The organism is Gemmatimonadota bacterium, assembly GCA_039715185.1.
Taxonomy (GTDB): Bacteria; Gemmatimonadota; Gemmatimonadetes; order Longimicrobiales; family RSA9; genus DATHRK01.
Window position 1 is genome coordinate 1 of record JBDLIA010000045.1, and the last position, 25,949, is coordinate 25,949.

Genomic DNA, 25,949 nt, shown 5'->3' on the forward strand with positions numbered 1-25,949 from the left:
AGCCGTCGAGGTGCCCGAGGCGGAAGCCCCCGCGGAGCCTGAAGCGGCTGCTACCGCGGAGCCCGAGGCGGAGGCCACCGCGGAGCCCGAGGCGGAGGCTCCAGCGGAGCCCGAAGCGGCTGCTACTGCGGAGCCCGAGGCGGAAGCTCCAGCGGAGCCCGAAGCGGCCGCGCAGGATGCGGACGCGGCCGAGGACGGTGGGGCGGAGGACGAGGGCGAGGGCTGAGCCCGGCGGGAGCAGTCCGGGCGCGAGGAGCGCCGCAGCGCTGCCCCGCAGTACTGCGGCGCTTTTTTTACGAACGCGAAACGAGCATAGAGCTGAGGGGATACGGATGGCGATCACTGCGGCACAGGTGAAGGAGCTCCGCGACCGAACCGGAGCGGGCATGCTCGAGTGCAAGAAGGCGCTCGAGGACAACGGTGGCGATATCGAGGCGGCCATCGACATGCTGCGCGCCAAGGGCGCGGCGAAGGCGGCGAAGCGCGCCGGCAAGGACGCGGGCGAAGGAGCGGTCGGTAGCTACATTCACATGGGTGGCAGGATCGGCGTGCTGGTCGAGGTGAACTGTGAGACCGACTTCGTGGCGCGTACCGAAGCCTTCGCGGCGCTCGTGAAGGACATAGCGATGCACGTCGCCGCGTCGCGCCCGCTGGCGGTGAGCGCGGATGACATCGACGCCGACTTGGTGGAACGCGAGCGCGGCGTGTTCCGTGAGCAGGTCAAGGAGGAAGGCAAGCCGGAGCACATCCGGGACAAGATCGTGGAAGGCAAGCTGGCCAAGTTCTACAAGGAGTCGGCGTTGCTCGAACAACCGTTCGTGAAGAACCCGGACCAGACCGTGGGGGAGCTCGTCACGGAGGTGTCGGCCAAGACAGGCGAAAAGATCGTGGTACGCCGGTTCGCTCGCTTCGAACTGGGCGCGTGAATCGATGAGCCCCGAGGCCCTGCGCTACACCCGCGTGCTGCTCAAACTCAGCGGCGAGGCGCTCGCCGGAGACCAGGGATTCGGCATATCGCCGCCCGTGATCGAGGGCCTCACCGAGGAGATACGCGCCGTGAAGGCCCTGGGCGTGGACCTCGGCCTGGTGATCGGCGGCGGCAACATCATGCGCGGTGCCGCGGCGAGCGCGGAGGGCATGGACCGCGTCAACGCCGATTACATGGGTATGCTGGCGACCATCATCAATGCCCTGGCGCTGCAGGATCACCTGGAGCGGAACGGGGTCGAGACGCGGGTCATGACCGCGATCCGCATGGAGCAGTTGGCCGAGCCCTACATCCGGCGACGGGCGCTTCGTCACCTCGACAAAGGGCGGGTGGTCATCTTCGCGGGTGGAACGGGAAACCCGTACTTCTCGACCGACACCGCCGCCGTGCTGCGCGCGATCGAGATGGACGCGGACGTCATCATAAAGGGAACCAAGGTGGACGGCGTATACTCCTCGGATCCGGCTCGCGACCCGGACGCGGAGTTCCTGCCCCGGCTGTCGTTCCACGACGTGATGACGCGGGAGCTCGGGGTCATGGATGCGGCAGCGGTATCGCTGTGCAAGGAGAACAACTTGCCCATTCGCGTGCTCGACATCCGCAACAGCGGCGCTGTCGCCGCCGCCGTGCGCGGCGAGGATCTGGGAACGCTGGTCAACTGAAGGAGATGTCCGGATGAGCTCTATGAGCGAAGCGCGCCAACACATGCAGGCTGCGGTCGATGCCATGCGCAGGGAGTTCAACTCGGTACGCACCGGCAAGGCTTCTCCGGCGCTCCTGGACACCGTCCGGGTGGACGCCTACGGCTCCAAGATGCCGCTGAATCAGGTCGCCACGGTGAACGTCCCCGAGCCGCGACTCCTGCTCGTGCAGCCCTGGGACAAGAGCCTGATCGGCGAGGTGGAGAGGGGCATCCTGTCCGCGCAACTGGGGCTCAACCCGGCCAACGACGGTAACGTGATTCGCGTGCCGATACCGCAGCTCAACGAGGAGCGGCGCAGGGACCTGGTGCGGATGCTCCACAAGGTCGCCGAAGAGGGACGCGTGTCCGTGAGGCACGCGCGCCACGAGGCGAACAAGGACGTCAAGCGGCGCGAGCACGAGCACGAGATCAGCGAGGACCACGCGCGCCGGGAGTTGGACGAGATCCAGAAGCTCACCGACGAACACATCGCCAAGCTCGACGAGCTCCTCCAGGGCAAGGAGGAGGAGGTGATGGAGGTCTAGGCGCTTGATTCCCCCATCTCTTCCAGCGGCGGCCCCATCGGCCCGATCCACCCCGCCGGCGACGCCCTTGTGAGTCGCCGCAGCGAGTTGGCGCAGCGCCTGATCGTGGCGGGCATAGGGATCCCGCTCGCCGTCGGCATCCTGTACGCCGGCGGCTGGCTCATGGCCGGGGTGCTCGCCGCCGTGGCGGCCGCCGTAGCTCGCGAATTCCTGCTGCTCGCCGAGCGCGTCGGGTCGCGGCCGTTCGTGGGCGCGGGGGCCGCGCTCGCGGGGGCCTACGTGCTACTGGCCGGGAGCGCGCCCCACGACCCCGCGGGCCTGGCGTGGCGCTACTGGGCGCTCACCGTCGCGGCGACGCTGGCGCTCTTCCTGGCGACGATCTGGCTGCGGGGCCCGGACGGCGGACCGGCGGGGGCGGCGTCCACCACTCTGGCCGGCGGGTTGCTCGCGGGCGCGACGCTGGCGTTCCTGGTGCACCTGCGTTACCTGCCCACGCCGAGCGAGGCCGACCCGGCCGCCGTGGGCGCCGCGCTCGCCGCCTATCCCATGACCGTCGCCTGGATGAACGACACGTTCGCGTTCTTCGGCGGGCGGCGCTGGGGTCGGCGCAAGCTGATCCCCTCGGTGAGCCCCGGCAAAACCGTCGCGGGTGCCGTCTCCGGCGTCGTCGGGGGAGCGTTGGTGTCCGCGCTGTTCGCCATGCTGCTCCTGGACGCCTGGCTCGGCGTGCGCCTCGGCGTCGCCGAGGCGGTGACGTTCGGGGTGGTCATCGCGGCGTTCGGACAGTCCGGGGATCTGGCCGAGTCGGTACTCAAGCGCTCGGCCGGTGTAAAGGATTCCGGAACGCTGCTGCCGGGCCACGGCGGCGCGTTCGATAGACTGGACTCGATCCTCGTCACGGCGCCCGTCGCCTATCTTCTGCTCGTTCTGTTGCTGCCCGCCGGGTAGGCATTGACTCCATGCTTCTGACCATTCTCGCCACCGTACTAGTGCTGGGCGTGCTCGTTTTCGTTCACGAGCTCGGGCACTTCGTCACCGCCAAGCTGGCCGACATCAAGGTCCCGCGGTTCTCCATCGGCCTGGGCCCCAAGGCGTGGGGGTTCACGGTGGGGGAGACGGAATACGTGCTGTCCTGGATCCCGCTGGGCGGATACGTGAAGATGGCTGGCATGGAGGAGCTGGATCACGTGGAGGGAGGCAGCGAACCGGACGCGCGAGCGGCGGGGCCGGGGCCGGGCCCGCGCGACTTCGACGGCAAGCCGGTCGGCTCGCGCGCCATCGTGATCTCCGCCGGCGTGATCATGAACATGCTGTTCGCGTTCTTCCTGTACGCGCTCATGGCCGTGATCTGGGGAGTGGGCCTGAACCCGGACTCGCGCCTGGGGCGCGTGTCCCTGGACGAACTGCCCGTGGGCGCGGACGAGCTGGCGGACGTCCCCATGGGGACGCGGATTCTGGCGGTCGGCGACAAGGAAGTCTCCCGCTGGACCGACGTACTGAACGCCATTGCGCTCGCGCCCGCGGGCCCGGTGACGCTGCGCTTCGAGGGCGGCGAGGCCGTCACCATCGAGCTGCCCTCCGACGACGAGGAGCGCGGGGACCTGATCGGCGCGCTCGATCCCGTCGTGGATCCCGTGGTGGGGTCCGTGCTGGAGGGCGGCGCGGCCCAGGAGGCGGGGCTCGAGCCGGACGACCGCATCGTCTCCGTGGACGGCGAGCCCACGCCGCTCTGGGAGGATCTCGTCGAGACGGTGTCGGCGCGGCCCGGGCAGACGATCGCGATGGTCGTGGAGCGCGACGGCGTGCCCCGGACGGTGCGCATCACGCCCCGGGAGGCCATTCGCGTGAGCTCCGACGGCGATTCGACCGTCGTGGGCCTGATCGGCATCGGGCTGCCCGAGCGACGGCCGGGGCCGCTCGGCGCGATCGCTCACGGCGCCAGCGAAACCTGGCGCTGGACCGGGTTCACGCTGGACGTCCTGAAGGGCCTGGTGACCGGCGGCGTTTCGGCGCGCAACGTCGGCGGGCCCATCCTGATCGGCCAGCTCAGCGGCCGCGTGGCCCGCGCCGGCCTCGAGCCACTGTTCGCCTTCATGGCGCTGCTGTCCATCAACCTCGCGATCTTCAACATCCTGCCGATCCCGGTCCTGGACGGCGGTCAGTTGGTCTTCCTGGCGGTGGAGGCGATTCGGGGCCGTGCGCTGTCGCTCGAACAGCGCATCCGCTTCAGCCAGGTGGGGATGGTGATCCTGATGGCGCTCATCGTGCTCGTGATGGCCAACGACGTGCTGCGCCTGCTGGGCGTATAGCCTGGCCAGACCGCGGCAGGCGCCGGGGTGCTACAGCAGCGGTAGCTGAGCGGGGCGCACGCTCCGCCGCAGCGCTTCCACGTCGAGCGTCTCGAGCGGCTCGTCCTGCGGGGCCACGAACAGCTCGCCGCGAAATCCCGCCCGCCGCAGCGCCTCACCCACGACCTGTCTCGCCAGCGCCGGCTCGTTGCAGGCGTCGCTCAGGTGCGCCAGCACGACCGCCGCCAGGCCCGGGTGCCAGAGCTCGGCCGCCAGCTGCCCCGCGGCCTGGTTGGAGAGGTGCCCGTGGCTCGACGCGACGCGCTGCTTCACGGACCACGGATAGGGCCCGTGGCGGAGCAGCACCTCGTCGTGGTTGGCCTCCAGCAGGAGCACGTCGCAAGCGGACAGCGCGTGGCGTACCGCGGCGGTGGGCCGGCCCAGATCGGTAGCGATGCCCAGCCGGTAGCCGGTCACGGTGTCGCGCAGGCTGACCGCGACGGGATCCGCCGCGTCGTGCGCGGTCAGGAAGGGCCGGACCTCCACGTCGCCGATCAGGAACGACTCGGTGGGGCGGTAGGAGTGGACGACCTCGGAGCCCTTGAGCAGCGCGCCGACGGCACGGCGGGTGACGGGGGTGATGTGCAGCGGCAGGCTCCAGCGGCGCGCCAGCACGCCCATCCCGCGGGTGTGATCGCCGTGCTCGTGCGTGATGAGGATGCCCGCCAACTCGTCCGGCGTCACGCCGACCCGTTCCAGCCTGCGCTCCAGGTCGCGCCCGCTGAACCCGGCGTCCACCAGGAGCCGCGTCCCACCCGCCTGGACGAGCGTCGCGTTGCCGCGGCTCCCGCTGCCGAGGATCGTGATCCTCACCGCCCCTCTCCCTCCCCACCGCGTCGCGTCGTGACCCTCACGTCGTGTGCAGGTCTCCGGTCGCGCGTTGCCACGCCGCGGACAACGCGGCGCGTTGAGCGGCGCTCAGCTCCACATCGCGCCGGGCCATCACCGAGGACGCGGTCTCCAGGAAGCGATCCAGGTTCGTGACGGCCGCGCCGCCGCCCCACGAGAAGGGCGGCACCGAGCGCGACGTGCGCGGGTCGTCGAACAGGCTCGCGCCCGCCCCGACCGTGGTGCCGGTGCCCAGCAGGGTGCCGATCGCGGTCTTCACGTGGTCGCCCAGGAAGCAGCCGATCTTGCGTTCGCCGGTGTCGCGCTCGCCGTCGGGGGTCCACACGCTCACCGACGAGTAGTTGTTCTTGAGGTCGCTGTTGGTGGTCAGCGCGCCGAGGTTGACCCAGGCGCCCAGCGCGGCGTGCCCCAGAAAGCCGTCGTGCGCCTTGTTGACGTACCCCAGCAGCACGGACGCCTCCACCTCGCCGCGCACGCGGCAGCGGGGTCCGGTCGACACGGTGTCGATGGAGCCGCCCAGCAGGACGGAGCCGGCGCCGATCCAGGACGGCCCCGCCAGGCGCGTGCCCGCGCGCACGCTCACTCCCGACTCCAGGGCGATGCCGCCCGCGCGCAGATCCAGGATGGCGGTGGGCTCGATGTCCACGTCCGGCCCCAGCAAGAGCGGTCCCTCACCCAGCGCGTGCACGCCCGCCGGCAGGTCGCCGGCGCCGGCGCGCCGCAGCCCCTGTGTTTCGGCGGGCGCCGCGCCGCCGCAACCGTCCGCCACGGCGGCGGCGTAGGCCACGTCGCCGGCGAGCAGGTCGGGCAGCCGCGTAACCAGCTCCCAGACGTCGCGCAGAAGGGCGCCCTGGATGTCGATGCCCTTGCGTTCCCCGGACTCCATGGGGCCGGTCGGGTCGGCCAGCCAGTCGGGCGGCACCGCGGGCCCGCCCGGGGGCGCGTACCAGCCGCACGCGGCGCCGTCGACGCGCAGCCACGTGGGCTCGTCTCCCAACTCCACGGCGGCGCCCGGGGCCGGCAGCGCGCGCGATTGCCAGACGACCAGGCCGCCCGCGCCCGGCTCGGGCAGTTGCGCCAGCGTCGGCGGCGCCCAGGGCTCGTCGTATTCCGCCAGGTGCGGCGCGGTGAGGTGCCCCACGCACACGCCTCCGAGCGCCGCCTCGGCCCTCTCCCGCGGCGTCCACGCGCCCACGCGCAACTCGCCGATGGGTCGAGTCAGCGCAAACGGCTCCCAGCTCCGCGCCACCGGATCGTCCACCAATACGATGCGGCGCTCAGCCATCCGTCCCCTCCCTTGCTGGTTCGCCTTCGATGTGCCGCCGAACGTCCTCGGGCAGGCCGGCGAGCATTGTCTTCAGGTCGGCCGCGCGCTCGCGCGGGAGCACGAGCGTGACGCCCGGCCGGTGCACGATGACCAGGTCTTCCACGCCCCACGCCACCACGGCGCCGTCTTCGGCCCACGCGACGCAGCGCGCGCTGTCCGGGAGCGCCCCGGCGCCCACCAGCACGTTCTCGGCGAAGTCGGCGGCGCGGGTGCGGCCCACGGCCTCCCACGATCCGACGTCGTCCCACGCGAACCGAGCCGGCGCCACCGCCACCCGGCGGCTCCGCTCGAGCACCGCGACGTCCACGCTCACCGGCTCCACCGAGTCGAAGAAGCCGGCCACGTCGCCCGCGTCCAGCAGCGGCAGGTGCGGCGCTATCTCCGGCGCGTGAGCCCGCACCTCGTCCAGAAAGAGCCCCACCGGCCAGACGAAGATCCCGGTGTTCCAGAGGTAGGAGCCGTCGGCCAGATAGCGCTCCGCGGTGGCGCGGTCAGGCTTCTCCACGAAGGCGTCCACCAGGGCCGCGTCGGGCTCACCCTCCAGCGGCGCGCCCCGCCGGATGTAGCCGTAGCCCGTCTCGGGACGATCGGGCGTCACGCCGACGGTGAAGAGTCGCCGGTGCGCGCTGGCCAGCTCGGCCACGCGCACGAGCTGGGCCCGGAACACGTCGTCGGGCGCGATCACGTGGTCGGCGTGCAGCGACACCATGACCGCCTCGGGGTCGCGCCTGGCGAGCTCGTGCGACGCCCAGGCGAGGACCGGGCCGGTCCCCCGGGCGCGCGGTTCGGCCAGCAGATTGGCGGGCGTCAGATCCGGCAGCGCCTCGAGCAGGCGCGCGCCCAATTCCGGGCCGGCGAGCAGGCGGATGCGTTCGGGGTCGACGAGTCCGCGCAGGCGCTCGCGGGTGTCCACGATGAGCGGACGCTCGCTCCCCAGCGGCAGGAGCTGCTTGGGTCGGGCCGGCGTGGACGCGGGCCAGAAGCGCGCCCCCACTCCACCCGCCAGGATGACGACGCGGAGGTCGAGCTCAGTCGCCGAGGAGTTCGTCGATGCGGGCAAGGAGCTTGCGCGGGCTGAACGGCTTGGTGAGGAAATCGGTCGCGCCCAGCCTGCCGGCACGCTCCCTGTCGGTGGTCTGTCCCTTGGCGGTCAGCATGATGACCGGCGTGTCGCGCCGGTGCGGAAGCGCACGGAGCCGCTCCAGCAGATCGAGCCCGCTCACGCCGGGGAGCATGATGTCGAGCAACACCAGGTCGAGCGGTTCGGTGGACTGGATGAGTTCGAGCGCCGTGTTGCCGTCGGATACCAGGTCCACTTCGTACGGCCCGGTTTCGAGCTGGAGCTGGATGATACGCCCGATATGAGGCTCATCATCCACCACGAGGACCCGGTGGTCATGGCCCGAGGCTGTGCGCATCATGGCCGGAGTGAGAGGGTCGTCGACGGGGCCTGAAACACCAGCCCGAAGCGCCGGGTACGGTAGACGGAGAACGGGGACAAAGTCAAGCAGGGCAGGGCGTTTCGGCCTTGACACCCCCAATGGCCGAGTGGCATCTTCGCGCCTCCCATTTTTCCCGCATCACGCCGTGCGAGGGACCCGCCTGGGACCGAGCGCGGCGCGGCGCATCAGGGCAGTCATGATCCCGATTCGGAAGACTTTTGGCGGCGCCTGGGCCGGCCTCGTGGTGGGCTCGGTCGTGGTAGCGGGCTGTGGAGACAGCCTGGGACCACGCGACTGGGACTCGTCCATAGACACCATCGCGCTGTTCGCCATCGAGCGGCCGGAGCTTCAGGGGCTGCCGGGCGCCTACGACTTCGTCTCCCTGCAGCTTCGTCCGCTGGAGGCGCTGAACGCGGGCGACCAGTGGGACATCGCCCTGGCCGACGCGCCCGGCGGCGGCTTCGACCTGCTGGTGCCCGGCGCGGTCAAGGGGTTCGAGGTATCGACCGGGATAGCGCGCGTGGACGACGAGACGTTCGAGGGCCTGTTGGAGGCCCCGAGCGACACCGCGCGCTACGAGAGGGTCGATCCGGTCCCGCTCGTGGGCGGGACGGTGTTCGTGGTGCGCAGCCGGACCGATCCCCGCATAGCGAGCTGCGAACGCTTCGCCAAGATGGAGTTGGTGGAAAGCGATCCCGTGCGCGGCATGGCCCGGCTCCGGTTCACGCGCAATCCGTTCTGCGGAGATCGCGCGCTCGTGCCACCGGACGAGCGCTGAGGGGAGGGGGAGAGGCGTGCTGGACCTGAAGACGATCCGCGACGACCCGGACGGCGTCGTGGCGAGACTCGCCGTCCGCGGGAAGGACGAATGGGGGGCCCTCGTCCGTCGCCTGGTCGAGCTGGACGAGGAGCGCCGCGGGCTCATCGGCGAGGTCGACGAGCTGCGCGCACACCGCAACGCCAGGTCCCCGGAGGTCGCCGAGCTGAAGCGCCAGGACCGCGCCGAAGAGGCGGCGTCGCTAATCAGCGAGATGCGCCGGGTGGGCGAAGAGATTTCCGCGCGCGAGGGACGGCTGGGCGAGGTCGAGGAACAGGTCCGCGGGCTGCTGCTGGAGATCCCCAACGTGCCGGACCCGGAGGTGCCGGCGGGTGGCGAGGAAGCGAACCAGGTGGTGCGCGAGCACGGCGAGCTGCCGGCCGGTCTGCCCGCCGAGCCGCAGGCGCACTGGGACCTTGCGGAGCGGCTGGGGATCCTGGACTTCGCGCGCGGGGCCAAGGTGGCGGGCAGCGGCTTCCCCGCCTACGTCGGCGCGGGCGCGCGTCTGGAGCGGGCGCTGATCAACTGGCTCCTGGACCTGCACGTGGACACGCACGGCTACACGGAAGTGCAGCCGCCGCTGCTGATCAACCACGAGGCCGCCACCGGCACCGGGCACCTGCCCAAGTACGCGGAAGAGATGTACGAGGTGCCCCTGGACGGCTACTTCCTGGTGCCCACCGCGGAGGTGCCGCTCACCAACCTGCACGCCGGCGAGATCCTGGCCGGCGACGAGCTGCCCATCCGCTACGCCGCGTACACGCCGTGCTTCCGGCGCGAGGCCGGGGCGCACGGCAAGGACACCCGCGGCCTGCTGAGGCTGCACCAGTTCGACAAGGTGGAGCTGATGCGCTTCGAGCGGCCCGAGGACAGCTCCGCGGCGCTCGAGGAGATGACCGCGCACGCCGAGGAGGGCCTGCGGCGGCTGGGCCTGAAGTACCGCGTGCTGCTGCTGTCGGGCGGCGACCTGGGGTTCGCCAACGCGCGTACCTACGACCTGGAGGTATGGGCGCCGGGCGTGGAGCAGTGGCTCGAGGTGTCGAGCTGCTCGATCTACCGCGACTACCAGGCTCGCCGGGCCGGCGTGCGATTCCGGCGGGAAAAGGGCGCTGCGCCCGAGTTCGCGCACACGCTGAACGGCTCGGCGCTGGGACTGGCGCGGGTATTCGTCGCCGTGTTGGAGACGTGGCAGGACGCCGACGGTGGGGTGGTGGTGCCCGAGCCGCTGCGCCGCTACACCGGCTTCGAGCGGATCGGTTAGCGCGACGCCCGCGGTGCCCTCGCTCCGGTCCAAGGCCGACACCGACTACCTGTCCGGGCTCAATCCCGAGCAGCGCGAAGCCGTCGAGTACTTCGAGGGTCCCATCCTCGTCCTCGCCGGCGCGGGCTCCGGCAAGACGCGCGTGCTCACGACCCGGGTCGTCCATCTGGTCGAGGAGCACGGCGTGGATCCGGCGGCGGTCCTCGCGGTGACCTTCACCAACAAGGCGGCGGGCGAGATGCGCACGCGCGTGCGCCGAGGGCTGGGGCGCGAGCCCGCCGGGATGTGGCTGGGCACGTTCCACTCGATCGGCGCGCGCCTGCTGCGCCGCCACGCCGCCGCGCTGGGCTGGTCTCCCGCGTACTCGATCTACGACGCGGACCAGACGCTGCGCGAGATCAAGCGCTCCATGGAGTCGCTGGAGATCTCCACCAAGCGCTGGCACCCGAAGGCGGTCCAGGGCACCATCTCGGGGGCCAAGAACCGGCTGATCGGGCCGGACGAGTTCGCCGCCGAGGCCATCGACCCGTTCTCGCGCAAGGTGGCGGAGATCTACCCGGCCTATCAGAAGCGCCTGCGCACCCACAACGCCTTCGACTTCGACGACCTGTTGGTCAAGCCGGTGGAGCTCTTCCACGACCGGCCGGACATCCTCGAGCGTTACCGGGGCAGGTTCGCGTTCCTGCTGGTGGACGAGTACCAGGACACCAATCACGCCCAGTACAGATTCCTGCGTCTGCTGGCGGGAGCGGAGCAGCCTGCGGGCGCGGCTCCGGGGCGGGCCCGCGACGTCGCACGCGCCAACCTCATGGTGGTGGGAGACGACGACCAGTCGATCTACGCTTGGCGCGGCGCCGACATCTCCAACATCCTGGACTTCGAGGCCGACTTCCCGGACGCCCACGTGGTGCGCCTGGAGCGCAACTATCGGTCGACGGCGAACATCCTGGACGCGGCCAACCTGGTCATCAGCCAGAACCTGCGCCGCAAGGGCAAGACGCTCCGCACCGAGGAAGCCGAGGGCGAGCGCATCACCCGCGTCGAGGCGCTGGACGAGCGCGACGAGGCGGCCTGGATAGGCGAGCAGATCGAGGCGCGGCTCCGTGAAGGGACCGGGTCGCTGCGCGACTTCGTCATGCTCTATCGCACCAACGCCCAGTCGCGCGCGCTCGAGGAGGAGTTGCTGCGCCGCGACCTGCCCTATCAGGTGATCGGCGGCACGCGCTTCTACGAACGTCGCGAGATCCAGGACCTGCTGGCCTACCTGCGGCTGATCTCCAATCCGCGGGACACCGCCGCGTTCGACCGCATAGTCAACGTGCCGCGCCGCGGCATAGGCGACGTGAGCCGGGCGCGCGTCCTGCAGGCCGCCGCCGACCGGGGCATCGCCGCCGTGGATGCAGCCGCCGACGCGCACGCGATCGACACCCTGGGCGGCGCCGCGGCGCGCTCGCTGACCGCGTTCGCGGCGGTGATCGAGCGCTTCCGCGGGCTGGCCCGCCACGTGGGCGTGGGCGAGCTGCTGGAGACGCTGCTCGCGGAGATCCGCTTCACCGAAGCGCTGCGGCGCGAGGGCCCCGAGGGCGACGACCGTGTGGACAACGTGCGCGAGCTGGTGGCGACCGCCCACGACTTCGACCTGCGCGCCGGCCCCGCGGACGAGGAGCCCGAGGACGCCGCCGCGGCCAGCACCGCGCTCGATCGCTTCCTGCAGCGCGTGTCGCTGGTGACCGACCTGGATCGGCACGACCCGGACGCCGACGCCGTCAGCCTGATGACGCTGCACAACGCCAAGGGCCTGGAGTTCCCGGTGGTCTTCGTGGCCGGGCTGGAGGACGGCCTGTTCCCGCTGTCCAGCTCCTTCGACGATCCGGCTTCGCTCGAAGAGGAGCGGCGCCTGTTCTACGTCGGCATCACCCGCGCCGAGCGGAAGCTGTTCCTGACCCACGCGCGCTCGCGGAGGCGCGCCGGCGAGGTACTGCGCTGCATCCCCTCGAGCTTCCTGCAGGCGCTGGAGGCCGGGCCCGTGGAGGTGGGCGCGACGCCGGCGCTGGAGCGGCACCAGCGCGCGCTGCGCTCCTACGGTGGGGGCGGCTGGCGTCCACGGACGCGCCGCTCGCGGGACGACGAGGAGGCGCCGTTCGGGCGCGCCCAGCCCGGCGAGGGCCTTGTGATCGACTACAGCGTCGCGCAGGCGGCGCCCCGGTTCCTGAAGGGCGAGCGGGTCCGCCACCCGAGGTTCGGCAGCGGCGTGATCCGCGAGCTGTCGGGGCTGGGGGAGAACCTGAAGGCGACCATCGATTTCGACGGCGTGGGGCGCAAGAAGGTGATAGTGCGCTACGCCAACCTGCAGAAGGAGCTGTGATGAGCGAGCCGTCCGGCGACGGGGGCATCGGCCGCGAGCAGGTGCTGCACATAGCGCACCTGGCTCGGCTGCGTCTGGAGGCCGAGGAGGTGGAGCTGTTCACCCGCCAGCTCAACGACATCCTGGGCCACGCGCAAGAGATAGCGGAAGCGGCCGAGGAGGGCGCCGTCCCGGACGACGAGCGGCCCCGCCCCGGCGCCGCCGCGCTGCGCCTGCGGGAAGGGGTGGCGGAGGCGGACCCGCTGCTCGCCCCCCTGTCCGCGTTCGCGCCCGCCTTCCCCGACGGGCTCTTTGCCGTGCCTCGGCTGGAGGCCATGGACGACGAACCGTCGCCGTGACCGGCCCAGCCGACTTCGACGCGCGCTCGATCCCCGAGCTGGCGCGCGCGGTTCGCGGCGCGGAGGAGTCCGCCCGCTCGCTCGCCGAGCGCGCTCTGAAGAGGCTCGCGGCCGCCGACGCCGACCTGAACATCTTCCTGGCGCGGGACCCCGAGCGCGCGCTCGCCGCCGCCGACGCGGCGGACCGGGCGGGCGCCGAAGCCGGGCCGCTCGCGGGGATCCCGGTGGCGCTCAAGGACAACCTCGCCACCGCCGACCTGCCCACCACGTGCGGGTCGCGCATCCTGGAGGGGTTCGTGCCCCCCTACGAGGCCACCGTCGTGCGCCGGCTGCGCGCGGCGGGCGCGGTGATCGTCGGCAAGACCAACATGGACGAGTTCGCCATGGGGTCGTCCAACGAGAACTCGGCGTACGGCCCCGCGCGCAACCCGCACGACGCTACGCGCGTCCCGGGCGGATCCTCCGGCGGCTCGGCCGCGGCGGTGGCCGCCGGCGTGGTGCCTGCGGCGCTCGGCTCGGACACCGGCGGCTCGGTGCGCCAGCCCGGGTCGCTGTCGGGGGTGGTGGGCGTGAAGCCCACCTACGGGAGGGTCAGCCGCTACGGCCTGGTCGCGTTCGCGTCCAGCCTGGACCAGATCGGACCGCTCGCCGCGAACGTCGCCGACGCCGCCGCGGTCCTGCAGGCCATCGCCGGGCTGGATCCGCTGGACGCCACGTCCGCCGACGAGCCCGTGCCGGACCTGGTCGGGGCCGCGCGCGCCGGCGCCGAGCGGGGCCTCGAGGGGGTCGTCATCGGGGTGCCCGCCGAGTGCTTCGGCGAGGGCCTCGAGGCGGGCGTGCGCGAGCGCTGCGAAGCGGCGCTGGCCGCGCTCGCGGCGGACGGCGCCGAGCTGCGCGACGTGTCGCTGCCGCACACCCCGCTGGCGGTGCCCACCTACTACCTCATCGCCCCCGCCGAGGCGTCCAGCAACCTGGCGCGCTACGACGGCGTCCGCTACGGCCCGCGCTGGGATGCCGAGGCCGGCCTGGTGGGCATGTACGAGGAGACCCGCGCGCGCGGATTCGGCGCGGAGGTGAAGCGGCGCATCATGCTCGGCACGTACGTCCTGTCGGCCGGCTACTACGACCGCTACTACGGGCGCGCGCAGCAGATGCGCGAGCGCATCGCCGCCGATTTCCGCGCCGTGTTCGCCGACGGCGTGCACGCGATCTTCACGCCCACATCGCCCTCCACCGCGTTCGCGCTGGGCGAGCGGACCGACGATCCCTACCAGATGTACCTGGCCGACGTGTTCACGGTCACAGCCAACCTGGCCGGGATCCCCGGGGCCTCGGTGCCCGTGGGTCTGGCCGATGGGCTGCCCGTGGGCGGGCAGATCCTGGCCGACCACTTCGACGAAGCCACGGTGTTCCGCGTGGCGGCGGCGCTGGAGCGGGCGCTTGGGGAGGCAGCGTGAGCGCCGCGGAGAGCGACGGCATGCACGGCTTCGAGCCGGTGATCGGCCTGGAGGTGCACGTGCAGCTCGCCACCACCGCCAAGATGTTCTGCGGCGACCGCTACGAATTCGGAGCCGAACCGAACACGCGCGTGTGCCCGGTTTGCCTGGGCATGCCCGGAGCGCTGCCCACCGTGAACCAGGAGGCGGTTGAGTTGGCGGTGCGCGCCGCGGTGGGCCTGGCGTGCACGGTGCACCAGACGAGCGTGTTCGCGCGCAAGAACTACTTCTATCCCGACCTGCCCAAGGGCTATCAGATCACCCAGTTCGATCGCCCGCTCGCGACCGGCGGGCGCCTGGAGCTGAGCGACGGCGGACACAGCGTGCGCATCCGCCGCATCCACATGGAGGAGGACGCCGGCAAGTCTCTGCACGACCGGCTGGACGGACGCACGGCGGTGGACCTCAACCGCGCCGGCGTGCCGCTGATCGAGATCGTGAGCGAGCCGGACCTGCGCTCCCCCGAGGAGGCGCGCACCTATCTGACGCGGCTCAAGCAGGCGCTGCAGTATCTGGACGTGAGCGACTGCGACATGGAGAAGGGCAGCCTGCGCGTGGACGCGAACGTGTCGGTGCGGCCAGCGGGCTCCGAGACGCTGGGCACGCGCACCGAGGTCAAGAACCTCAACTCGTTCGCGCACGTGGAGCACGCGCTCCGCTTCGAGGCCGGCCGCCAGGCGGCGCTGCTCGCCGAGGGCGGGCGGGTGGTCCACGAAACGCGCCTATGGGACGCCAACAAGGGTGAGGCGCGGCCCATGCGCGGCAAGGAGGAGTCGCACGACTACCGCTACTTCCCCGAGCCCGACCTGCCGCCGCTGACGCTGTCCGAGCACGCCGTCTCGGGCGCCCGCGACCGGCTGCCCGAGATGCCCGACGCGCGCGCGCGTCGGTTCCGCGATGAGCTGGGTCTGCCCGACTACGACGCCGAGGTGCTGACCGCCAGCCGGGAGCACGCGGACTTCTTCGAGTCGGTGGCGCGGCTGGCCGGGGACGCCAAGGCCGCCAGCAACTGGACGATGGGCGACGTGCTGGCCTGGACGAACGAGACCGGCAGGTCGATCGGGGAATTCCCCGCGCCGCCCCAACACCTCGCCGAGCTGATCGGCCTCGTGGCGGACGGGACGCTGTCGTCCACCGCCGCGCGCGGGGTGTTCGCGCTGATGCTGGAGCGCGGCCAGCCGCCGGCCGACATCGTCGCCGCCGAGGGGCTGGCGCAGGTGAGCGACGAAGGGGCGCTCGCGTCGTGGGTCGCCGAGGCGCTTGCGGCGCACCCCGAAGAGGCGGCGCGCCTGCGCGGCGGCGAGGCCAAGCTGGTCGGGTTCTTCATGGGCCACGTGATGCGGCTGTCGGGGGGCAAGGCGGATCCCAAGCAGGCGAGCCGGATGCTGCGGGAGGAAGCGCAGAGCTAGGCGTGCGCGGGACTCCGCTCAGGCCGCCTCGGTGGCCTGCCAGTAGCCGAGGGACTCCCTGGGCAGCGGAAAGAAGTCGTCCGCGAGCTCCCTCAGCCGCTCCGGCCCCGGGCCCTTGGGTTCGCGCAGCGCGATGCGGCGGATCTTCTTGGCGAGCTGCAGGTTGAAGTGGCCCACCGGATCCAGGTCCGCGGCGCGCGAATCGGCGCCCCGCAGCAGGTTGTCCACCACCGAATCGAACGCGGGCGCCAGGTAGCTCTCCATTTCCTCGTCGGTCAGCTTCCAGCGCGACCGCTTGAGCACCTGGTCGAACACCGCCCTCCAGCGGTCGTTGTCCTGCGCCCGTATCATCCCGCGGAAGATCCTCCGGTTGGTCTGGAACGAGAAGATGGTCGCGCTGAGGACCTGGTCGAACAGCGCGTCGGCGGCCGAGTGGTCGTACTCGATGACGACCTCGCGCGCTCGGGCGCTGTACGGTTCGCCCAGTTGGGCGTCCAGGCGCGACTCCCAGTACGTGTGTCCCAGCGCCTTTGTGGAGCTCGTCAGCAGAAGCTGGCGCGGCACGAAGAAGTTGTGCGCGACCGTGTCCGCGGCCAGGTGGCTGACGTAGCCCAGTCCCACCGCCTTCAGCGCGTCGGTGGCGGCCTCTTCGACTATCTCGCGCCCCACGTGCCAGAAGTGGCAGTGCCTGCCGACGGGGGCGTACTTCTTGGCCAGCGAAATGTCGGCCGCGATCGAGCCGTACAGGAAGCTGCGCGGGTGCGCGGCCAGCAGCGTGGCGATGTGCGCCGGCAGCAGGTGCAGCGAGCCCAGCAGCCGCTCGCCGAGGAAGATGTGGGTGGCCGGGCCGAACGCGTAGAGCGGGCCCGCGCTGAGCGCCAGCCCCGCGACCGCCAGCGTCCCCGCCGCGGCCACCAGGATCAGCGCGCGCAGCGCACCGCGCTCCCCACGCGTGGACCGCCGGGTCCGCCCCTCGACCCGTCTACGTCGCGCCGGCGCCGGGTCCAACGGCCGTCGTTCCAACGTTTCGAACTGCGCCCGGGCTCAGGAGCGGCGCATGCGGCGGAAGGTCTTCTCCGCGTCGCGGACCTGCTCCTTCAACGCGTCGGCGAGCTCCTCGCGCGCCGAGCGCACGATCTCGGTTACCTCGTCGCGCAGGTCCGACAGCGTCTCGCGACCGTCCGCCACCGCTTCGCCGCCGCGGTCCAGCGCCGCCTCCGCACCCGCCCGCGCCCGCTCGGCCGTTTGCGCGGCCTTCTTCCGGTAGGGCTCCAGCGTGCGCAGCAGCTTCTCCTTGCGGGTGGGCGGCTCGCGGCGCAGCAGCCACGCGGCCACTACGCCCAGCACCGCGCCCACGCCGAGCGCGGCCAGAAACTCGCTCGTGTCCCGTTCGGGCATGTCCATCTCCGACTCCTCCAGGAATATCCTTCTCGCGCCGCCGTGGAGGCCGCGCTCCTGATACCGCTACCGGCTCGTGCAGGCGGGAGCTCGAGCCCGCCGCCTACTGGTACCTCCAGCGCCCCAGGTCGATCCCCGCTCACCCCTCTTCCTTGTCCGGCTCGCGGGCGCGCGCCGACGCCGGGAAGTCCGCGAGCACAACGGTTTCCTCGCGCGTCACCACGGCCGCCTCGCGGTGCGGGCTGAGCTCGCCGGCGCGACGCAGCACGCCGCGGGTCATGAACGCGCCCAGCATCTCGCTGCCCAGCACGCCGAGCACGACGATGCTGAACACGGTGCCGCCCACCGTGCCCGACCCGAGACGCAGCGCCGGATAGCTCAGCGTGATGCTGATCGCCATGGCCAGGCTGATCCCGCCCTGGGGGACCAGACCCAGACCGAGATCGCGGGGCGGCGTGATGCGCAGCGGCACGACGGCGCCAGACAGCCAGCCGGCGGCGCCCTTGGCCACGATGCGGAGCGCCACGTAGCCCGCCGCCAGCGGCAGCACCAGCCAACTGGGAAACTCGAGCAGCGCGCCCGCGAGCAGCAGCAGGATGACGTACACCGTCTTCTCCCACTCCTGCAGCACGCGGTACACGCGGCTGCGCAGCGGCGACGTGTTGGCTATGACGGTGCCCGCGATGCCGCACACGTAGAGCGGGGACAGGCCCAGGTACTGCGCCGCGCCCGCGCCGAAGACCGCGAGCCCCAGCAGGAACAGGAACAGCTCCTCGCGGTGCGGCCGTGGGCGACTCAGGAGCAGGAACAGGACGCCCAGCGTCACGCCCAGAATGGTGGCCGAGCCCAGCACCAACGCCGCGTCCAGCCAGGTGCCGGTGGGCGCCACCTGGCCGGGTCGGTGCAGCGCATAGTTGAGCTGTAGAGCGGCTATGCCGACCATCGCGTCCAGGCTCGCGATGAAGAAGAGCAACTGGGTCAGGCGCCCGCGCACCTGGAAGGTGTCGCTGAGGAGCGCGATGGCGGCCGGCGTGGAGATGCACGCGGTGGCGGCGGCGGCCACGATGGCGGTGCGCACGGCGGGCCCGTAGGTGAGCACGCCGCGGTTCGCCAGGAGCGCGGCTACGCCCAGGCCGAGGCCCAGGAACAGGAGGAACGCGACCACGCCCTGCGCCAGCGCCAGCGCCATGAAGCGTCCCGGGAACTCGCGCAGGTGCCTGCGGTCGACCTGGAGCCCGAAGAGCAGCCCGATCCAGCCGAGCCCCAGCGCCAGGAACGGGTCCAGCTGCCGCAGCAGGTCCCGCCCCAGCACGCCCAGCCCGTGCGAGCCGAGCAGGAACCCGAGCAGCAGCATGTGCATGCCGGTGACGATCAGCAGGCGAGGCCCCAGCTTGCCCGTCCAGATGAACAGGGACAGGCGCGCCCCGGCCAGGCCGAGGAGCAGCAGGACGAGAATGCCGACGAGGGGAGTCACGGGGAGGGCCGGTGGGCGCGCGCCGCGGCGTTAGTGGACTGGAACGGATGAGTACTTGGCATTCGAGGGGCGATGCATCCCGCCCGGGGTCGTTTGGACTCCTCGCAATAGCCCTGCTATTGCTCGTCCTCCCGCCTCGCCGGATCGAGCGCCTCGCCCCTCTCGCTGCTCAATTATCATCCGCTACAGTCCACTAGGAGGCGTCCTCGCCCAACTCAGGGGCGAGGCCCTTGACCCGGAGCACCGGCACGGTGAATACGATCCCGGTCGCGGGGTCGTCCAGGTCTCCACAGATTTCGGTAAGCAGCGCGATGGCACCGTCCACCTTGGACTCATCGTCGATCACGCTGAAGATGGTTTGGTTCTTGGGGCGGGATCGCGCGATCAGAGTCTGCAAGCCCGCGAAGATCGGGATATCGTGGGTGAGCACGCGCCCCATGCCCTCGGTGTTCACGATGGTCGCGCCCGTGATGCCCAACTCGAGGAAGCCGGACACGATTTCGTCCAGTTTTTCCTCCTGGTTGATCACGGCGACCAGAAGCTGCATGGGCGACCTCGACCCGGGGGACTGCGGATGAAAAGAGCGCCGAGCCCCGTCGAGGTCGGCCGCGCCCTATGTTGAGACGGGCCGCCGAGATGTGTCAAGGTGGCGGACAGCGACGGGCCCCGATCCTGCGTCGGGCGAGTACACTCGATCCGCGACACCGGAGCGAACGACCCACATGCCCAGATTCGTCGTCGAAGGCGGCAACGCGCTGAGCGGCCGCGTGCGGCCGGCCGGCAACAAGAACGCGGCGTTGCCCATGATCGCCGCGTGCGCGCTCACCGCCGAGGAAGTCCACCTGGAGAACGTTCCGGAGATAGAGGACGTGCGCACACTGCTGGGCCTGCTGCGGTCGATGGGGGCCGAGGCAGACTTCGCCGAGGCCGGCGTGGTGCGGGTTCGGGCGACCGAGCTGGACCCGGCGCGCATGGATCCAGCGCTCGCTTCGCGCATCAGGGGATCCATCCTGCTCGCCGGTCCCATCCTGGCCCGGCACGGCTCCATGCGGCTGCCGCCTCCGGGCGGAGACGTGATCGGCCGCCGGCGCGTGGACACCCACTTCCTGGCGCTGCGCAAGCTGGGCGCCGAGGTGGACCAGGAGCGGGACTACCGGCTGCACGCAGAGCGCCTGCGTGGCGCCGACATATTCCTGGACGAGCCCAGCGTGACCGCCACCGAGAACGCCCTGATGGCGGCCGTGCTGGCGGGCGGACACACGCGCCTCCGAAACGCCGCGGCTGAGCCCCACGTACAGGATCTGTGCGCGATGCTCGTGGGCATGGGCGCGCGCATAGAGGGCACCGGTACCTCCACCCTCCAGATCGAAGGCGTGGACGAGTTGCGTGGCGGGCGATATCGGGTCGGCAGCGATCACATCGAGGTGGGATCGTTCATCGGGTTGGCGGCCATGACCGGGGGCGAGATCACCATCGAGGACGCAGCCGTGGAGCACCTGGATTCCACGCTGCTGGGCTTCGAGCGGTTGGGCATCGCGTGCGAGGCTCGGGGCTCCGACCTGCACGTTGCGGCGGATCAGGAGCTGGAGATCCACACGGACCTGGGCGGGCACATCCCCAAGATCGACGACGGGCCGTGGCCGGCGTTCCCGGCCGACCTGACGTCCATCGCGCTGGTGGTCGCGACGCAGTGCCGCGGCACGATCCTGATCCACGAGAAGATGTTCGAGTCGCGCATGTTCTTCGTGGACAAGATCATCGGCATGGGGGCCAACATCGTGCTGTGCGACCCGCACCGGGCGGTGGTGGTGGGTCCCTCGCGGCTGCGCGGGGGATCGGTCGAGAGCCCCGACATCAGGGCCGGCATGGCTCTCCTGCTGGCGGCGCTGGCCGCCAAGGGAGAGAGCCAGATTCGCAACATCGGCCAGATCGAGCGCGGCTACGAGCGCATCGACGAGCGGCTGAGGTCGCTGGGCGCGGTCATTCGCCGCGAAGACGGTGGTGGGGCGAGCGCGTAGTCAGTACGAGGAGTGGGATCGGCGCGGCCTTGGACGCCGCGATTCAAACGGACACGGAGGCGGACATGGCGGACGAGAACGGTGGCTCACGCAAGGGAGGCCCCGGCGAAACGGTGCGGGACGGCATTCGCTCCGGAATCGGGATCCTGATCGCGATGAAGGAAGCGCTCGAGGAGACCATCTCGGATCTGCGCGACCGCGGAGAGCTGACCCCGGAAGCCGCGAAGGAGACCATCAAGACGACCATGAAGAAGGCGCAGGAGAAGGCCGAGTCGTTCGTCTCCGAAACCCGTGAGCGTCTGGACTTCGTGCCGCGCGCGGACTTCGACGAGCTGCGCGCGGAGGTCGAGCGCCTGCGCGCCAAGCTCGCCGACAAGCTGCAGAGCGGCGACGACGGCGACGACGCCGGTGAAGACGTCCCCGTCGACGGCGACTAGTGTTACCGTCCGCTAACGGCCCTTGAGCGCGTCGGCCGCGCGCCAGCAGCCCGGGGCCCCGCGCCCGGGACCCGCGGTCAGGACGGTGGCCGAGGTGCCGGCGCCGGGTGAGCCGCCCCGCGTCGTCCACCCCGAATGGGCGCGCGCGCTGCCCTGGCTCGCGCAGGGCACCACCGCGCGTGCGCCGGACGGCACCGCCCACGACATGGGCTTCTTCGGCGACGCGCAGGCGTCCGACACGGAAGCGCGCTGGGCGGAGCTGCGGCGCGCCGCCGGCTGCCGCCGCGCCGTCCACGCCCGCCAGGTCCACCGCGCGGACATCCTGGTCCACGAAGCGGGCGCCGCCGGCGTGTTCGTGGAGGAGGGGCACGACGGCCACCTCACCGAGCGGCGCGGGGTGCTCCTGACGGTGTCGGTCGCCGACTGCGTGCCGGTGTCCGTCGTCGACCCCGGCGGCCGGCGGATCGCGCTCCTCCACGCCGGCTGGCGCGGCGCCGCCGCCGGCATCCTCGAGCGAGGCGTGTCAGCGCTGGCCCGGCTCGGCAGCGACCCGACCGAGCTGCTGCTGCACCTGGGTCCCTCCATCTGCGGTTCGTGCTACGAGGTGGGCCCCGAGGTCTTCGAGGCGCTCGGCGCACCCGCGCCGGCCGCGCCGACGCCCATCGACCTGCGCGCCGCGCTGGTCGAGCGCGCGCTGGCGGCGGGCCTGCTTGCGGAACGCGTCACCGTGTCCGCGCACTGCACGCGCTGCGCAGCGCGCGGGGGGGCGGCCTTCCATTCCCACCGCGGCGGCGACCCGGAGCGCCAGGTGGCGTTCCTGGGGATGCGCGCCTGAGCCCGGCCGTAGGCGCGCCGTGACCGCCCCGACCTGGACGCCCGACGTGGGCCTGTGCGCGGTGTGCTACTACGCTCGCGTCGTCGAGAGCCGGAGCGGCTCGCGGTTCTACCTGTGCACCCTGGCGGCGGCCGACCCATCCTTCGCACGTTACCCGCGCCTGCCGGTGCTGGCGTGTCGAGGCTTCGCGCCGGGCGGCGCGGACGACGACGCGAACGACGGGGAGACGCAATGAGCGAAGCGCTATACACGGCCCGCGCGGAGGTCCGCAAGGTGGAGGGACTGCACCGACGCGCGCGTCTGGAGACCGGGCACGAGGTGGACTTCGGCGTCCACGGTCCCATCAAGGAGTACTACCGGCTGGGCGGAGCCGATCTGCCGCTACCGGTGGACTTCGTCGTCGCCGCCGCCGGCGGCTGACTGCTCGGGACCCTCAACGGCGCGCTGGAGGCGCGCGAGATCGTGCTGGATCCGGACGCCATTCAGGCGTCGCTGGAGGGCCACAACGAAGTGCGGGAGCGCATCCCCGTGCTGACCCGCATTCACGTAAAGTACCGGCTGCGCATTCCGCCGGGTAGCCGCGAAGTGGTGGACCGCGCGCTGGCCCGCCACGTGGACAAGTGTCCCACCGCGCAGACCCTCAAAGGAGCGGTAGAAGTGACGTGGGAGGCGGACATTTCGGAGGCCTGAGTCTCGTCTTGCAGCGAAATCCCGTTTCGCATACATTCTTCCCGGAGGTTGGCGGCGAGCGCGGCCACAAGTAGCACCGCGGTCAGTGGGGGCAGAACCCCCACTTTTTTATTGTAGAAGGTTCGGCCGACCAGGTCGGGACAGGGCGCCGCAAGGCGCCTTCCGCATCTGGGATCGGGGACGGCGGCATGTCGGACGGTCTCGAGCAGGTGATCGAGCACAGTCTGGAGCAGCAGGGATTGGAGCTGGTCGAGCTGGAGCAAGCGGGTTCGCGCCAGCGGCCGATTCTTCGTCTGCGGGTGGACCGGTCGGAGGGTGGATCGGGCGAGGGCGTGACGGTAGGCGATTGCGCTCGCGCGAGCCGCGTGTTGGAGGCGTTGCTCGAGGCGCGCGCCGACATCCCTGAGCGCTACACGCTCGAGGTGTCTTCGCCGGGAGTGGAGCGGCCGCTCGTGCGCGAGCGCGACTTCGCTCGCTTCGCCGGCGCGGAGGTTGCCCTGAAAGGGGAAACCGAGCTGGCCGAACGGGCCAAGCGGCTGGAGGGTACGCTGCTGGGCCTGAGTGAAGACGGCGCCGCCGTGAGGCTGCGCTTGCACAACGGTGAAGAAGTCGAGGTGCCGCGCGAACACATCACGCGCGCCAACCTCGTATTTCGCTGGGGCGGGAAGAGCTAGGGGGTCGCCGGGGCGGCCTGCTGGACTCCCGGCAACGGGCGATCGATAGAGCGAAGATGGACGCGACACAGATTCTCGGAGCCTTCCGCGAACTCGGAGAGGCGAAAGAGCTCTCGCTGCAGGATCTGCACGAGCTGCTCAAGGACGGCATCATGGCCGCCCTCGCGCGCCGCTACGGCCTGAACGTAGAGGCGGAGATCATCATCGACGAAGACGGCGGCTCCATCGACATCACCGTCCTCAAGGAAGTGGTCGAGACGGTGGAGGACCCGTCGCGCGAGATCTCGCTGGAAGAGGCGCGCTGGGACGACCCGGACTTCGGGCCCGGAGACGTGCTGGAGATCCCCGTGGAGTTCTCGCAGTTCGGCCGCAACGCCGTGATGGCGGCCAAGCAGAGGATCATCCAGCGCGTCCGCGAGGGCGAGCGTGACAAGATCCGCGCCGAGTACGAGCACCGCGTGGGGGAGCTGCTGTCCGCGGAGATCCAGCAGGTCGAACGTGGCAAGCTGGTCATCATGGTGAATCGGTCGCGCGAGGCCGACGCCATCATCCCGTGGAAGGAGCAGAACCCGCGCGAGCGTTTCCGCCAGGGTGAGCCGATCCGCGCCGTGCTCAAGAAGGTCGAGGAGACCTCCAAGGGGCCGCGCCTGATCTTCTCGCGCGCGGACCCGCTGTTCGTGGCGGCGCTGTTCAAGCTTGAAGTCCCCGAGATCGCCCAGAACCTGGTCGAGATCAAGGGCATCGCCCGCGAGGTGGGCGGCCGCACCAAGGTGGCCGTGGCGTCGCGCGACGACTCCATCGATCCGGTGGGCGCGTGCGTGGGGCTGAAGGGCTCGCGCGTGCAGGCGGTCGTGGGGGAGCTGGGTGGCGAGCGCATCGACATCGTCCCCTGGCACCCGGACCCCGAGGTCTACGCGCGGCGGGCGCTGGCGCCCGCCCAGGTGGCCAAGGTGCTCAGCGACCCGGCGCGCGGCGTCATCACCGCCATCGTGGACGAGGACCAGCTCTCGCTGGCCATCGGCCGCAACGGCCAGAACGTCCGGCTCGCCAGCCAGCTCATCGGCTGGCAGCTCGACCTGTACGGCAGCCGGGAGTGGCTGGAGAAGGGCGCCGAGGACGCGCTTTTCGGCGGCGGCGGAGGCGAGTACGAGATCGCCAACTTCCCGCTCAACGAGCTGGCGCTGGCGCCGGAAACGTTGGCCGCCCTGGAAGGCGCCGGGTATACTGCATTCCTGGACATCATCGACCTGGAGCGGCGCGATTTGCTGGCCGTGGAAGGGATCGATGAGGCCGGCGCGGATGCGGTGTCCGCGCTGATCAACGAGTTGACCGTGGAGGAGACCGCGGCGGCCGCACCGCCCGCGGCGGAGTCGCCCACCAGCGACGAGCTGGAGGAGGTTGCCGAGCTGCTGGGACTGGACGCGCCGGCCGCGGACGCGGGCGACGCGGAAGAGGTCGGCGGTGACGAGGAGTCCGACGCCACCGAGGAACCCGAGGAACCCGAGGAAGCCGGGGAGTCCGAGGAAGCCGGGGAGTCCGAGGAAGCCGGGGAGTCCGAGGAAGCCGGGGAGTCCGACGGCGACGAAGGTTCGGACGAGGAAGAAGCCTCGGACGAGGAGGAGGAGGTCGAGGCCTCCGACGCCGAGGATGACGGGGAGCGAGCGGACGGCGACGACGCCTGACGCGGCGCTCCGGATGTTGGGGTTGGCGGAGCGGGCCGGGGCGGTGATTCCCGGCACGAGCCGCGTTCGAGAGGCGGCGCGAGCAGGACGCGTCCGCCTGGTTTTGCTCGCCTCGGATGCCTCCCGCAACAGCCGGGACAAGCTGGAGCCGCTGCTCCGCGCGGCGGGTCTGCCGTTCGCCACGGTGGCGGACAGGGCCCGGCTGGGGGTCGCGGTCGGCAAAGCGCCGTTGAGCGCGGTGGGAATCACCGACGCCGCGCTGGCGCGCAGGATCGGGCAGCTTGCCGGGATCGGCGAGCCGCAGGGGGAGGAACCGGAAGTGCCTCGTAGCGACGAGCTGTAACGAAGGGATTATGCGGGTTTACGAAGTAGCAAGGGAGTTCAAGGTCGAACCGGAGCAGCTCCTACAGCTGTTCCGCGAGCTGGGCGTGCACGCCCGCAGCGAGGCGTCGACGGTAGACGACGTCGCGGTTGCGAAGCTGCGCGCGCGCCTGGAGCGCGAGCGCCGCTCGGGCACGACCGACAGCTCGGCAGCGATCGAGCACGTGCTGGACGACGTGCAGACGCCCTCCCGCCGCCGCCGCCGCCGCCGCAAGGAGGACCTGCCGCCCAAGCCCGAGCCGGAGCCGGAAGCCGAAGAGGGCGCCGAAGAGATCGCCGCGGAGGCCGAGGCCGGCGAGGACGTGGCTCGCGAAGAGATCGCCGCCGAGGGAGAGGTCGAGGTCGAGGAGGCGGAGGCCGAGGAAGAGGTCGTCGAGGAGATCGAGGCCGAGGTCGAGGAGGTCGAGGCCGAAGCCGCTGAAGAGGCCGCAGAGGAGCCCGCGGAGATCGCCGCGGAGGCCGAGGCCGAAGAGCCCGCCGCCGAGGCCGCCGA

The 25,949-nt window shown here is 71.3% G+C and carries 30 protein-coding genes; 22 read left to right on the top strand and 8 right to left on the bottom strand.

The window, feature by feature from the left end; genetic code table 11:
- From ABFS34_09675 to rseP, 6 genes are all read left to right on the top strand, one after another.
- Positions 1 to 226: hypothetical protein (locus tag ABFS34_09675; protein MEN8375705.1), on the top strand; the 226-nt coding region annotated here is incomplete at its 5' end.
- A gap of 106 nt (positions 227 to 332) precedes the next feature.
- On the top strand, positions 333 to 926 hold the full coding sequence (tsf, locus tag ABFS34_09680; protein ID MEN8375706.1) for a translation elongation factor Ts: 594 nt from the start codon (positions 333 to 335) through the stop codon (positions 924 to 926).
- A 4-nt stretch (positions 927 to 930) separates the two neighbouring features.
- Complete coding sequence (pyrH, locus tag ABFS34_09685; GenBank protein MEN8375707.1) at positions 931 to 1,650, top strand: UMP kinase; 720 nt, start codon at positions 931 to 933, stop codon at positions 1,648 to 1,650.
- Between the two features lie 22 nt (positions 1,651 to 1,672).
- Positions 1,673 to 2,215: a ribosome recycling factor gene (frr, locus tag ABFS34_09690; protein ID MEN8375708.1), complete on the top strand. Its 543-nt coding sequence runs from the start codon at positions 1,673 to 1,675 to the stop codon at positions 2,213 to 2,215.
- A gap of 69 nt (positions 2,216 to 2,284) precedes the next feature.
- On the top strand, positions 2,285 to 3,163 hold the full coding sequence (locus tag ABFS34_09695; GenBank protein MEN8375709.1) for a phosphatidate cytidylyltransferase: 879 nt from the start codon (positions 2,285 to 2,287) through the stop codon (positions 3,161 to 3,163).
- Between the two features lie 11 nt (positions 3,164 to 3,174).
- Positions 3,175 to 4,524 (top strand): RIP metalloprotease RseP, encoded by a 1,350-nt coding sequence (gene rseP, locus ABFS34_09700; protein ID MEN8375710.1) that lies wholly within the window; start codon positions 3,175 to 3,177, stop codon positions 4,522 to 4,524.
- Positions 4,525 to 4,554: 30 nt separating this feature from the next.
- Here rseP and ABFS34_09705 read toward each other — a convergent pair whose 3' ends face one another.
- Genes ABFS34_09705 through ABFS34_09720 form a run of 4 tightly spaced genes read right to left on the bottom strand, consistent with a single transcriptional unit; the run spans position 4,555 to position 8,160 of the window.
- Complete coding sequence (locus ABFS34_09705; protein ID MEN8375711.1) at positions 4,555 to 5,376, bottom strand: MBL fold metallo-hydrolase; 822 nt, start codon at positions 5,374 to 5,376, stop codon at positions 4,555 to 4,557.
- A gap of 37 nt (positions 5,377 to 5,413) precedes the next feature.
- Positions 5,414 to 6,697: a putative sugar nucleotidyl transferase gene (locus tag ABFS34_09710; GenBank protein ID MEN8375712.1), complete on the bottom strand. Its 1,284-nt coding sequence runs from the start codon at positions 6,695 to 6,697 to the stop codon at positions 5,414 to 5,416.
- Positions 6,690 to 7,799, bottom strand: a complete 1,110-nt coding sequence (locus ABFS34_09715) for a mannose-1-phosphate guanylyltransferase (GenBank protein ID MEN8375713.1) — start codon at positions 7,797 to 7,799, stop codon at positions 6,690 to 6,692. Before ABFS34_09715 ends, ABFS34_09710 begins: the two co-directional genes overlap by 8 nt.
- Positions 7,768 to 8,160: a response regulator gene (locus ABFS34_09720; GenBank protein MEN8375714.1), complete on the bottom strand. Its 393-nt coding sequence runs from the start codon at positions 8,158 to 8,160 to the stop codon at positions 7,768 to 7,770. The genes ABFS34_09715 and ABFS34_09720 overlap by 32 nt, the downstream gene beginning before the upstream one ends.
- Before the next feature lie 217 nt (positions 8,161 to 8,377).
- Between ABFS34_09720 and ABFS34_09725 the strand changes: the two genes are divergently transcribed.
- Genes ABFS34_09725 through gatB form a run of 6 tightly spaced genes read left to right on the top strand, consistent with a single transcriptional unit; the run spans position 8,378 to position 15,867 of the window.
- Positions 8,378 to 8,959 carry a hypothetical protein gene (locus ABFS34_09725; protein ID MEN8375715.1) on the top strand — a complete coding sequence of 194 codons (582 nt, stop codon included), beginning with the start codon at positions 8,378 to 8,380 and terminating at the stop codon, positions 8,957 to 8,959.
- A gap of 16 nt (positions 8,960 to 8,975) precedes the next feature.
- A complete protein-coding gene (gene serS, locus ABFS34_09730; protein MEN8375716.1) occupies positions 8,976 to 10,259 on the top strand; it encodes a serine--tRNA ligase in 1,284 nt (427 codons plus the stop codon).
- Positions 10,260 to 10,272: 13 nt separating this feature from the next.
- Positions 10,273 to 12,624 (top strand): UvrD-helicase domain-containing protein, encoded by a 2,352-nt coding sequence (locus tag ABFS34_09735; GenBank protein ID MEN8375717.1) that lies wholly within the window; start codon positions 10,273 to 10,275, stop codon positions 12,622 to 12,624.
- A complete protein-coding gene (locus ABFS34_09740; GenBank protein ID MEN8375718.1) occupies positions 12,624 to 12,962 on the top strand; it encodes an aspartyl/glutamyl-tRNA amidotransferase subunit C in 339 nt (112 codons plus the stop codon). Before ABFS34_09735 ends, ABFS34_09740 begins: the two co-directional genes overlap by 1 nt.
- Positions 12,963 to 12,991: 29 nt before the next feature.
- The gene (gatA, locus tag ABFS34_09745) at positions 12,992 to 14,419 is read left to right on the top strand and encodes an Asp-tRNA(Asn)/Glu-tRNA(Gln) amidotransferase subunit GatA (GenBank protein MEN8375719.1); all 1,428 of its coding nucleotides are present in this window, start codon (positions 12,992 to 12,994) and stop codon (positions 14,417 to 14,419) included.
- Positions 14,420 to 14,439: 20 nt separating this feature from the next.
- Positions 14,440 to 15,867: an Asp-tRNA(Asn)/Glu-tRNA(Gln) amidotransferase subunit GatB gene (gatB, locus tag ABFS34_09750; protein ID MEN8375720.1), complete on the top strand. Its 1,428-nt coding sequence runs from the start codon at positions 14,440 to 14,442 to the stop codon at positions 15,865 to 15,867.
- A gap of 18 nt (positions 15,868 to 15,885) precedes the next feature.
- On the opposite strand, the gene ABFS34_09755 is transcribed toward gatB, so the two are convergent.
- The 4 genes from ABFS34_09755 to ABFS34_09770 form a co-directional block, all read right to left on the bottom strand.
- The gene (locus ABFS34_09755) at positions 15,886 to 16,875 is read right to left on the bottom strand and encodes a zinc dependent phospholipase C family protein (GenBank protein MEN8375721.1); all 990 of its coding nucleotides are present in this window, start codon (positions 16,873 to 16,875) and stop codon (positions 15,886 to 15,888) included.
- A 36-nt stretch (positions 16,876 to 16,911) separates the two neighbouring features.
- The gene (locus ABFS34_09760) at positions 16,912 to 17,271 is read right to left on the bottom strand and encodes a hypothetical protein (protein MEN8375722.1); all 360 of its coding nucleotides are present in this window, start codon (positions 17,269 to 17,271) and stop codon (positions 16,912 to 16,914) included.
- A 133-nt stretch (positions 17,272 to 17,404) separates the two neighbouring features.
- Complete coding sequence (locus ABFS34_09765; protein MEN8375723.1) at positions 17,405 to 18,739, bottom strand: cation:proton antiporter; 1,335 nt, start codon at positions 18,737 to 18,739, stop codon at positions 17,405 to 17,407.
- A gap of 193 nt (positions 18,740 to 18,932) precedes the next feature.
- Positions 18,933 to 19,286, bottom strand: a complete 354-nt coding sequence (locus ABFS34_09770) for a hypothetical protein (GenBank protein ID MEN8375724.1) — start codon at positions 19,284 to 19,286, stop codon at positions 18,933 to 18,935.
- 175 nt (positions 19,287 to 19,461) lie between these two features.
- Here ABFS34_09770 and murA point away from each other — a divergent pair, with 175 nt between their 5' ends.
- The 10 genes from murA to ABFS34_09820 form a co-directional block, all read left to right on the top strand.
- A complete protein-coding gene (gene murA, locus ABFS34_09775) occupies positions 19,462 to 20,757 on the top strand; it encodes a UDP-N-acetylglucosamine 1-carboxyvinyltransferase (GenBank protein ID MEN8375725.1) in 1,296 nt (431 codons plus the stop codon).
- Positions 20,758 to 20,822: 65 nt separating this feature from the next.
- A complete protein-coding gene (locus ABFS34_09780) occupies positions 20,823 to 21,194 on the top strand; it encodes a hypothetical protein (protein MEN8375726.1) in 372 nt (123 codons plus the stop codon).
- Positions 21,195 to 21,216: 22 nt separating this feature from the next.
- Positions 21,217 to 22,029, top strand: coding sequence for a polyphenol oxidase family protein (locus ABFS34_09785; protein ID MEN8375727.1), 813 nt, complete (start codon positions 21,217 to 21,219; stop codon positions 22,027 to 22,029).
- A gap of 19 nt (positions 22,030 to 22,048) precedes the next feature.
- Positions 22,049 to 22,264 carry a hypothetical protein gene (locus ABFS34_09790; GenBank protein ID MEN8375728.1) on the top strand — a complete coding sequence of 72 codons (216 nt, stop codon included), beginning with the start codon at positions 22,049 to 22,051 and terminating at the stop codon, positions 22,262 to 22,264.
- Positions 22,261 to 22,449, top strand: a complete 189-nt coding sequence (locus tag ABFS34_09795; protein ID MEN8375729.1) for a hypothetical protein — start codon at positions 22,261 to 22,263, stop codon at positions 22,447 to 22,449. Before ABFS34_09790 ends, ABFS34_09795 begins: the two co-directional genes overlap by 4 nt.
- A complete protein-coding gene (locus tag ABFS34_09800; GenBank protein MEN8375730.1) occupies positions 22,450 to 22,719 on the top strand; it encodes an OsmC family protein in 270 nt (89 codons plus the stop codon).
- Positions 22,720 to 22,907: 188 nt separating this feature from the next.
- Positions 22,908 to 23,393, top strand: a complete 486-nt coding sequence (gene rimP / locus ABFS34_09805; protein MEN8375731.1) for a ribosome maturation factor RimP — start codon at positions 22,908 to 22,910, stop codon at positions 23,391 to 23,393.
- 56 nt (positions 23,394 to 23,449) lie between these two features.
- Positions 23,450 to 25,075, top strand: coding sequence for a transcription termination factor NusA (gene nusA / locus ABFS34_09810; GenBank protein ID MEN8375732.1), 1,626 nt, complete (start codon positions 23,450 to 23,452; stop codon positions 25,073 to 25,075).
- Positions 25,041 to 25,418: a ribosomal L7Ae/L30e/S12e/Gadd45 family protein gene (locus ABFS34_09815; GenBank protein MEN8375733.1), complete on the top strand. Its 378-nt coding sequence runs from the start codon at positions 25,041 to 25,043 to the stop codon at positions 25,416 to 25,418. The genes nusA and ABFS34_09815 overlap by 35 nt, the downstream gene beginning before the upstream one ends.
- Positions 25,419 to 25,428: 10 nt before the next feature.
- On the top strand, positions 25,429 to 25,949 hold a 521-nt coding region (locus tag ABFS34_09820), incomplete at its 3' end, for a translation initiation factor IF-2 N-terminal domain-containing protein (protein ID MEN8375734.1).

Bases quoted from the DNA above. Each gene is read 5' to 3' on its own strand.
- ABFS34_09780 (MEN8375726.1), top strand. From the start codon at position 20,823: ATGGCGGACGAGAACGGTGGCTCACGCAAGGGAGGCCCCGGCGAAACG.
- ABFS34_09710 (MEN8375712.1), bottom strand. From the start codon at position 6,697: ATGGCTGAGCGCCGCATCGTATTGGTGGACGATCCGGTGGCGCGGAGC.
- pyrH (MEN8375707.1), top strand. From the start codon at position 931: ATGAGCCCCGAGGCCCTGCGCTACACCCGCGTGCTGCTCAAACTCAGC.
- ABFS34_09770 (MEN8375724.1), bottom strand. From the start codon at position 19,286: ATGCAGCTTCTGGTCGCCGTGATCAACCAGGAGGAAAAACTGGACGAA.
- rimP (MEN8375731.1), top strand. From the start codon at position 22,908: ATGTCGGACGGTCTCGAGCAGGTGATCGAGCACAGTCTGGAGCAGCAG.
- nusA (MEN8375732.1), top strand. From the start codon at position 23,450: ATGGACGCGACACAGATTCTCGGAGCCTTCCGCGAACTCGGAGAGGCG.
- ABFS34_09815 (MEN8375733.1), top strand. From the start codon at position 25,041: ATGACGGGGAGCGAGCGGACGGCGACGACGCCTGACGCGGCGCTCCGG.
- gatB (MEN8375720.1), top strand. From the start codon at position 14,440: ATGCACGGCTTCGAGCCGGTGATCGGCCTGGAGGTGCACGTGCAGCTC.
- ABFS34_09795 (MEN8375729.1), top strand. From the start codon at position 22,261: ATGAGCGAAGCGCTATACACGGCCCGCGCGGAGGTCCGCAAGGTGGAG.
- ABFS34_09740 (MEN8375718.1), top strand. From the start codon at position 12,624: ATGAGCGAGCCGTCCGGCGACGGGGGCATCGGCCGCGAGCAGGTGCTG.
- ABFS34_09760 (MEN8375722.1), bottom strand. From the start codon at position 17,271: ATGGACATGCCCGAACGGGACACGAGCGAGTTTCTGGCCGCGCTCGGC.
- rseP (MEN8375710.1), top strand. From the start codon at position 3,175: ATGCTTCTGACCATTCTCGCCACCGTACTAGTGCTGGGCGTGCTCGTT.
- frr (MEN8375708.1), top strand. From the start codon at position 1,673: ATGAGCGAAGCGCGCCAACACATGCAGGCTGCGGTCGATGCCATGCGC.
- ABFS34_09720 (MEN8375714.1), bottom strand. From the start codon at position 8,160: ATGATGCGCACAGCCTCGGGCCATGACCACCGGGTCCTCGTGGTGGAT.
- murA (MEN8375725.1), top strand. From the start codon at position 19,462: ATGCCCAGATTCGTCGTCGAAGGCGGCAACGCGCTGAGCGGCCGCGTG.
- tsf (MEN8375706.1), top strand. From the start codon at position 333: ATGGCGATCACTGCGGCACAGGTGAAGGAGCTCCGCGACCGAACCGGA.
- ABFS34_09725 (MEN8375715.1), top strand. From the start codon at position 8,378: ATGATCCCGATTCGGAAGACTTTTGGCGGCGCCTGGGCCGGCCTCGTG.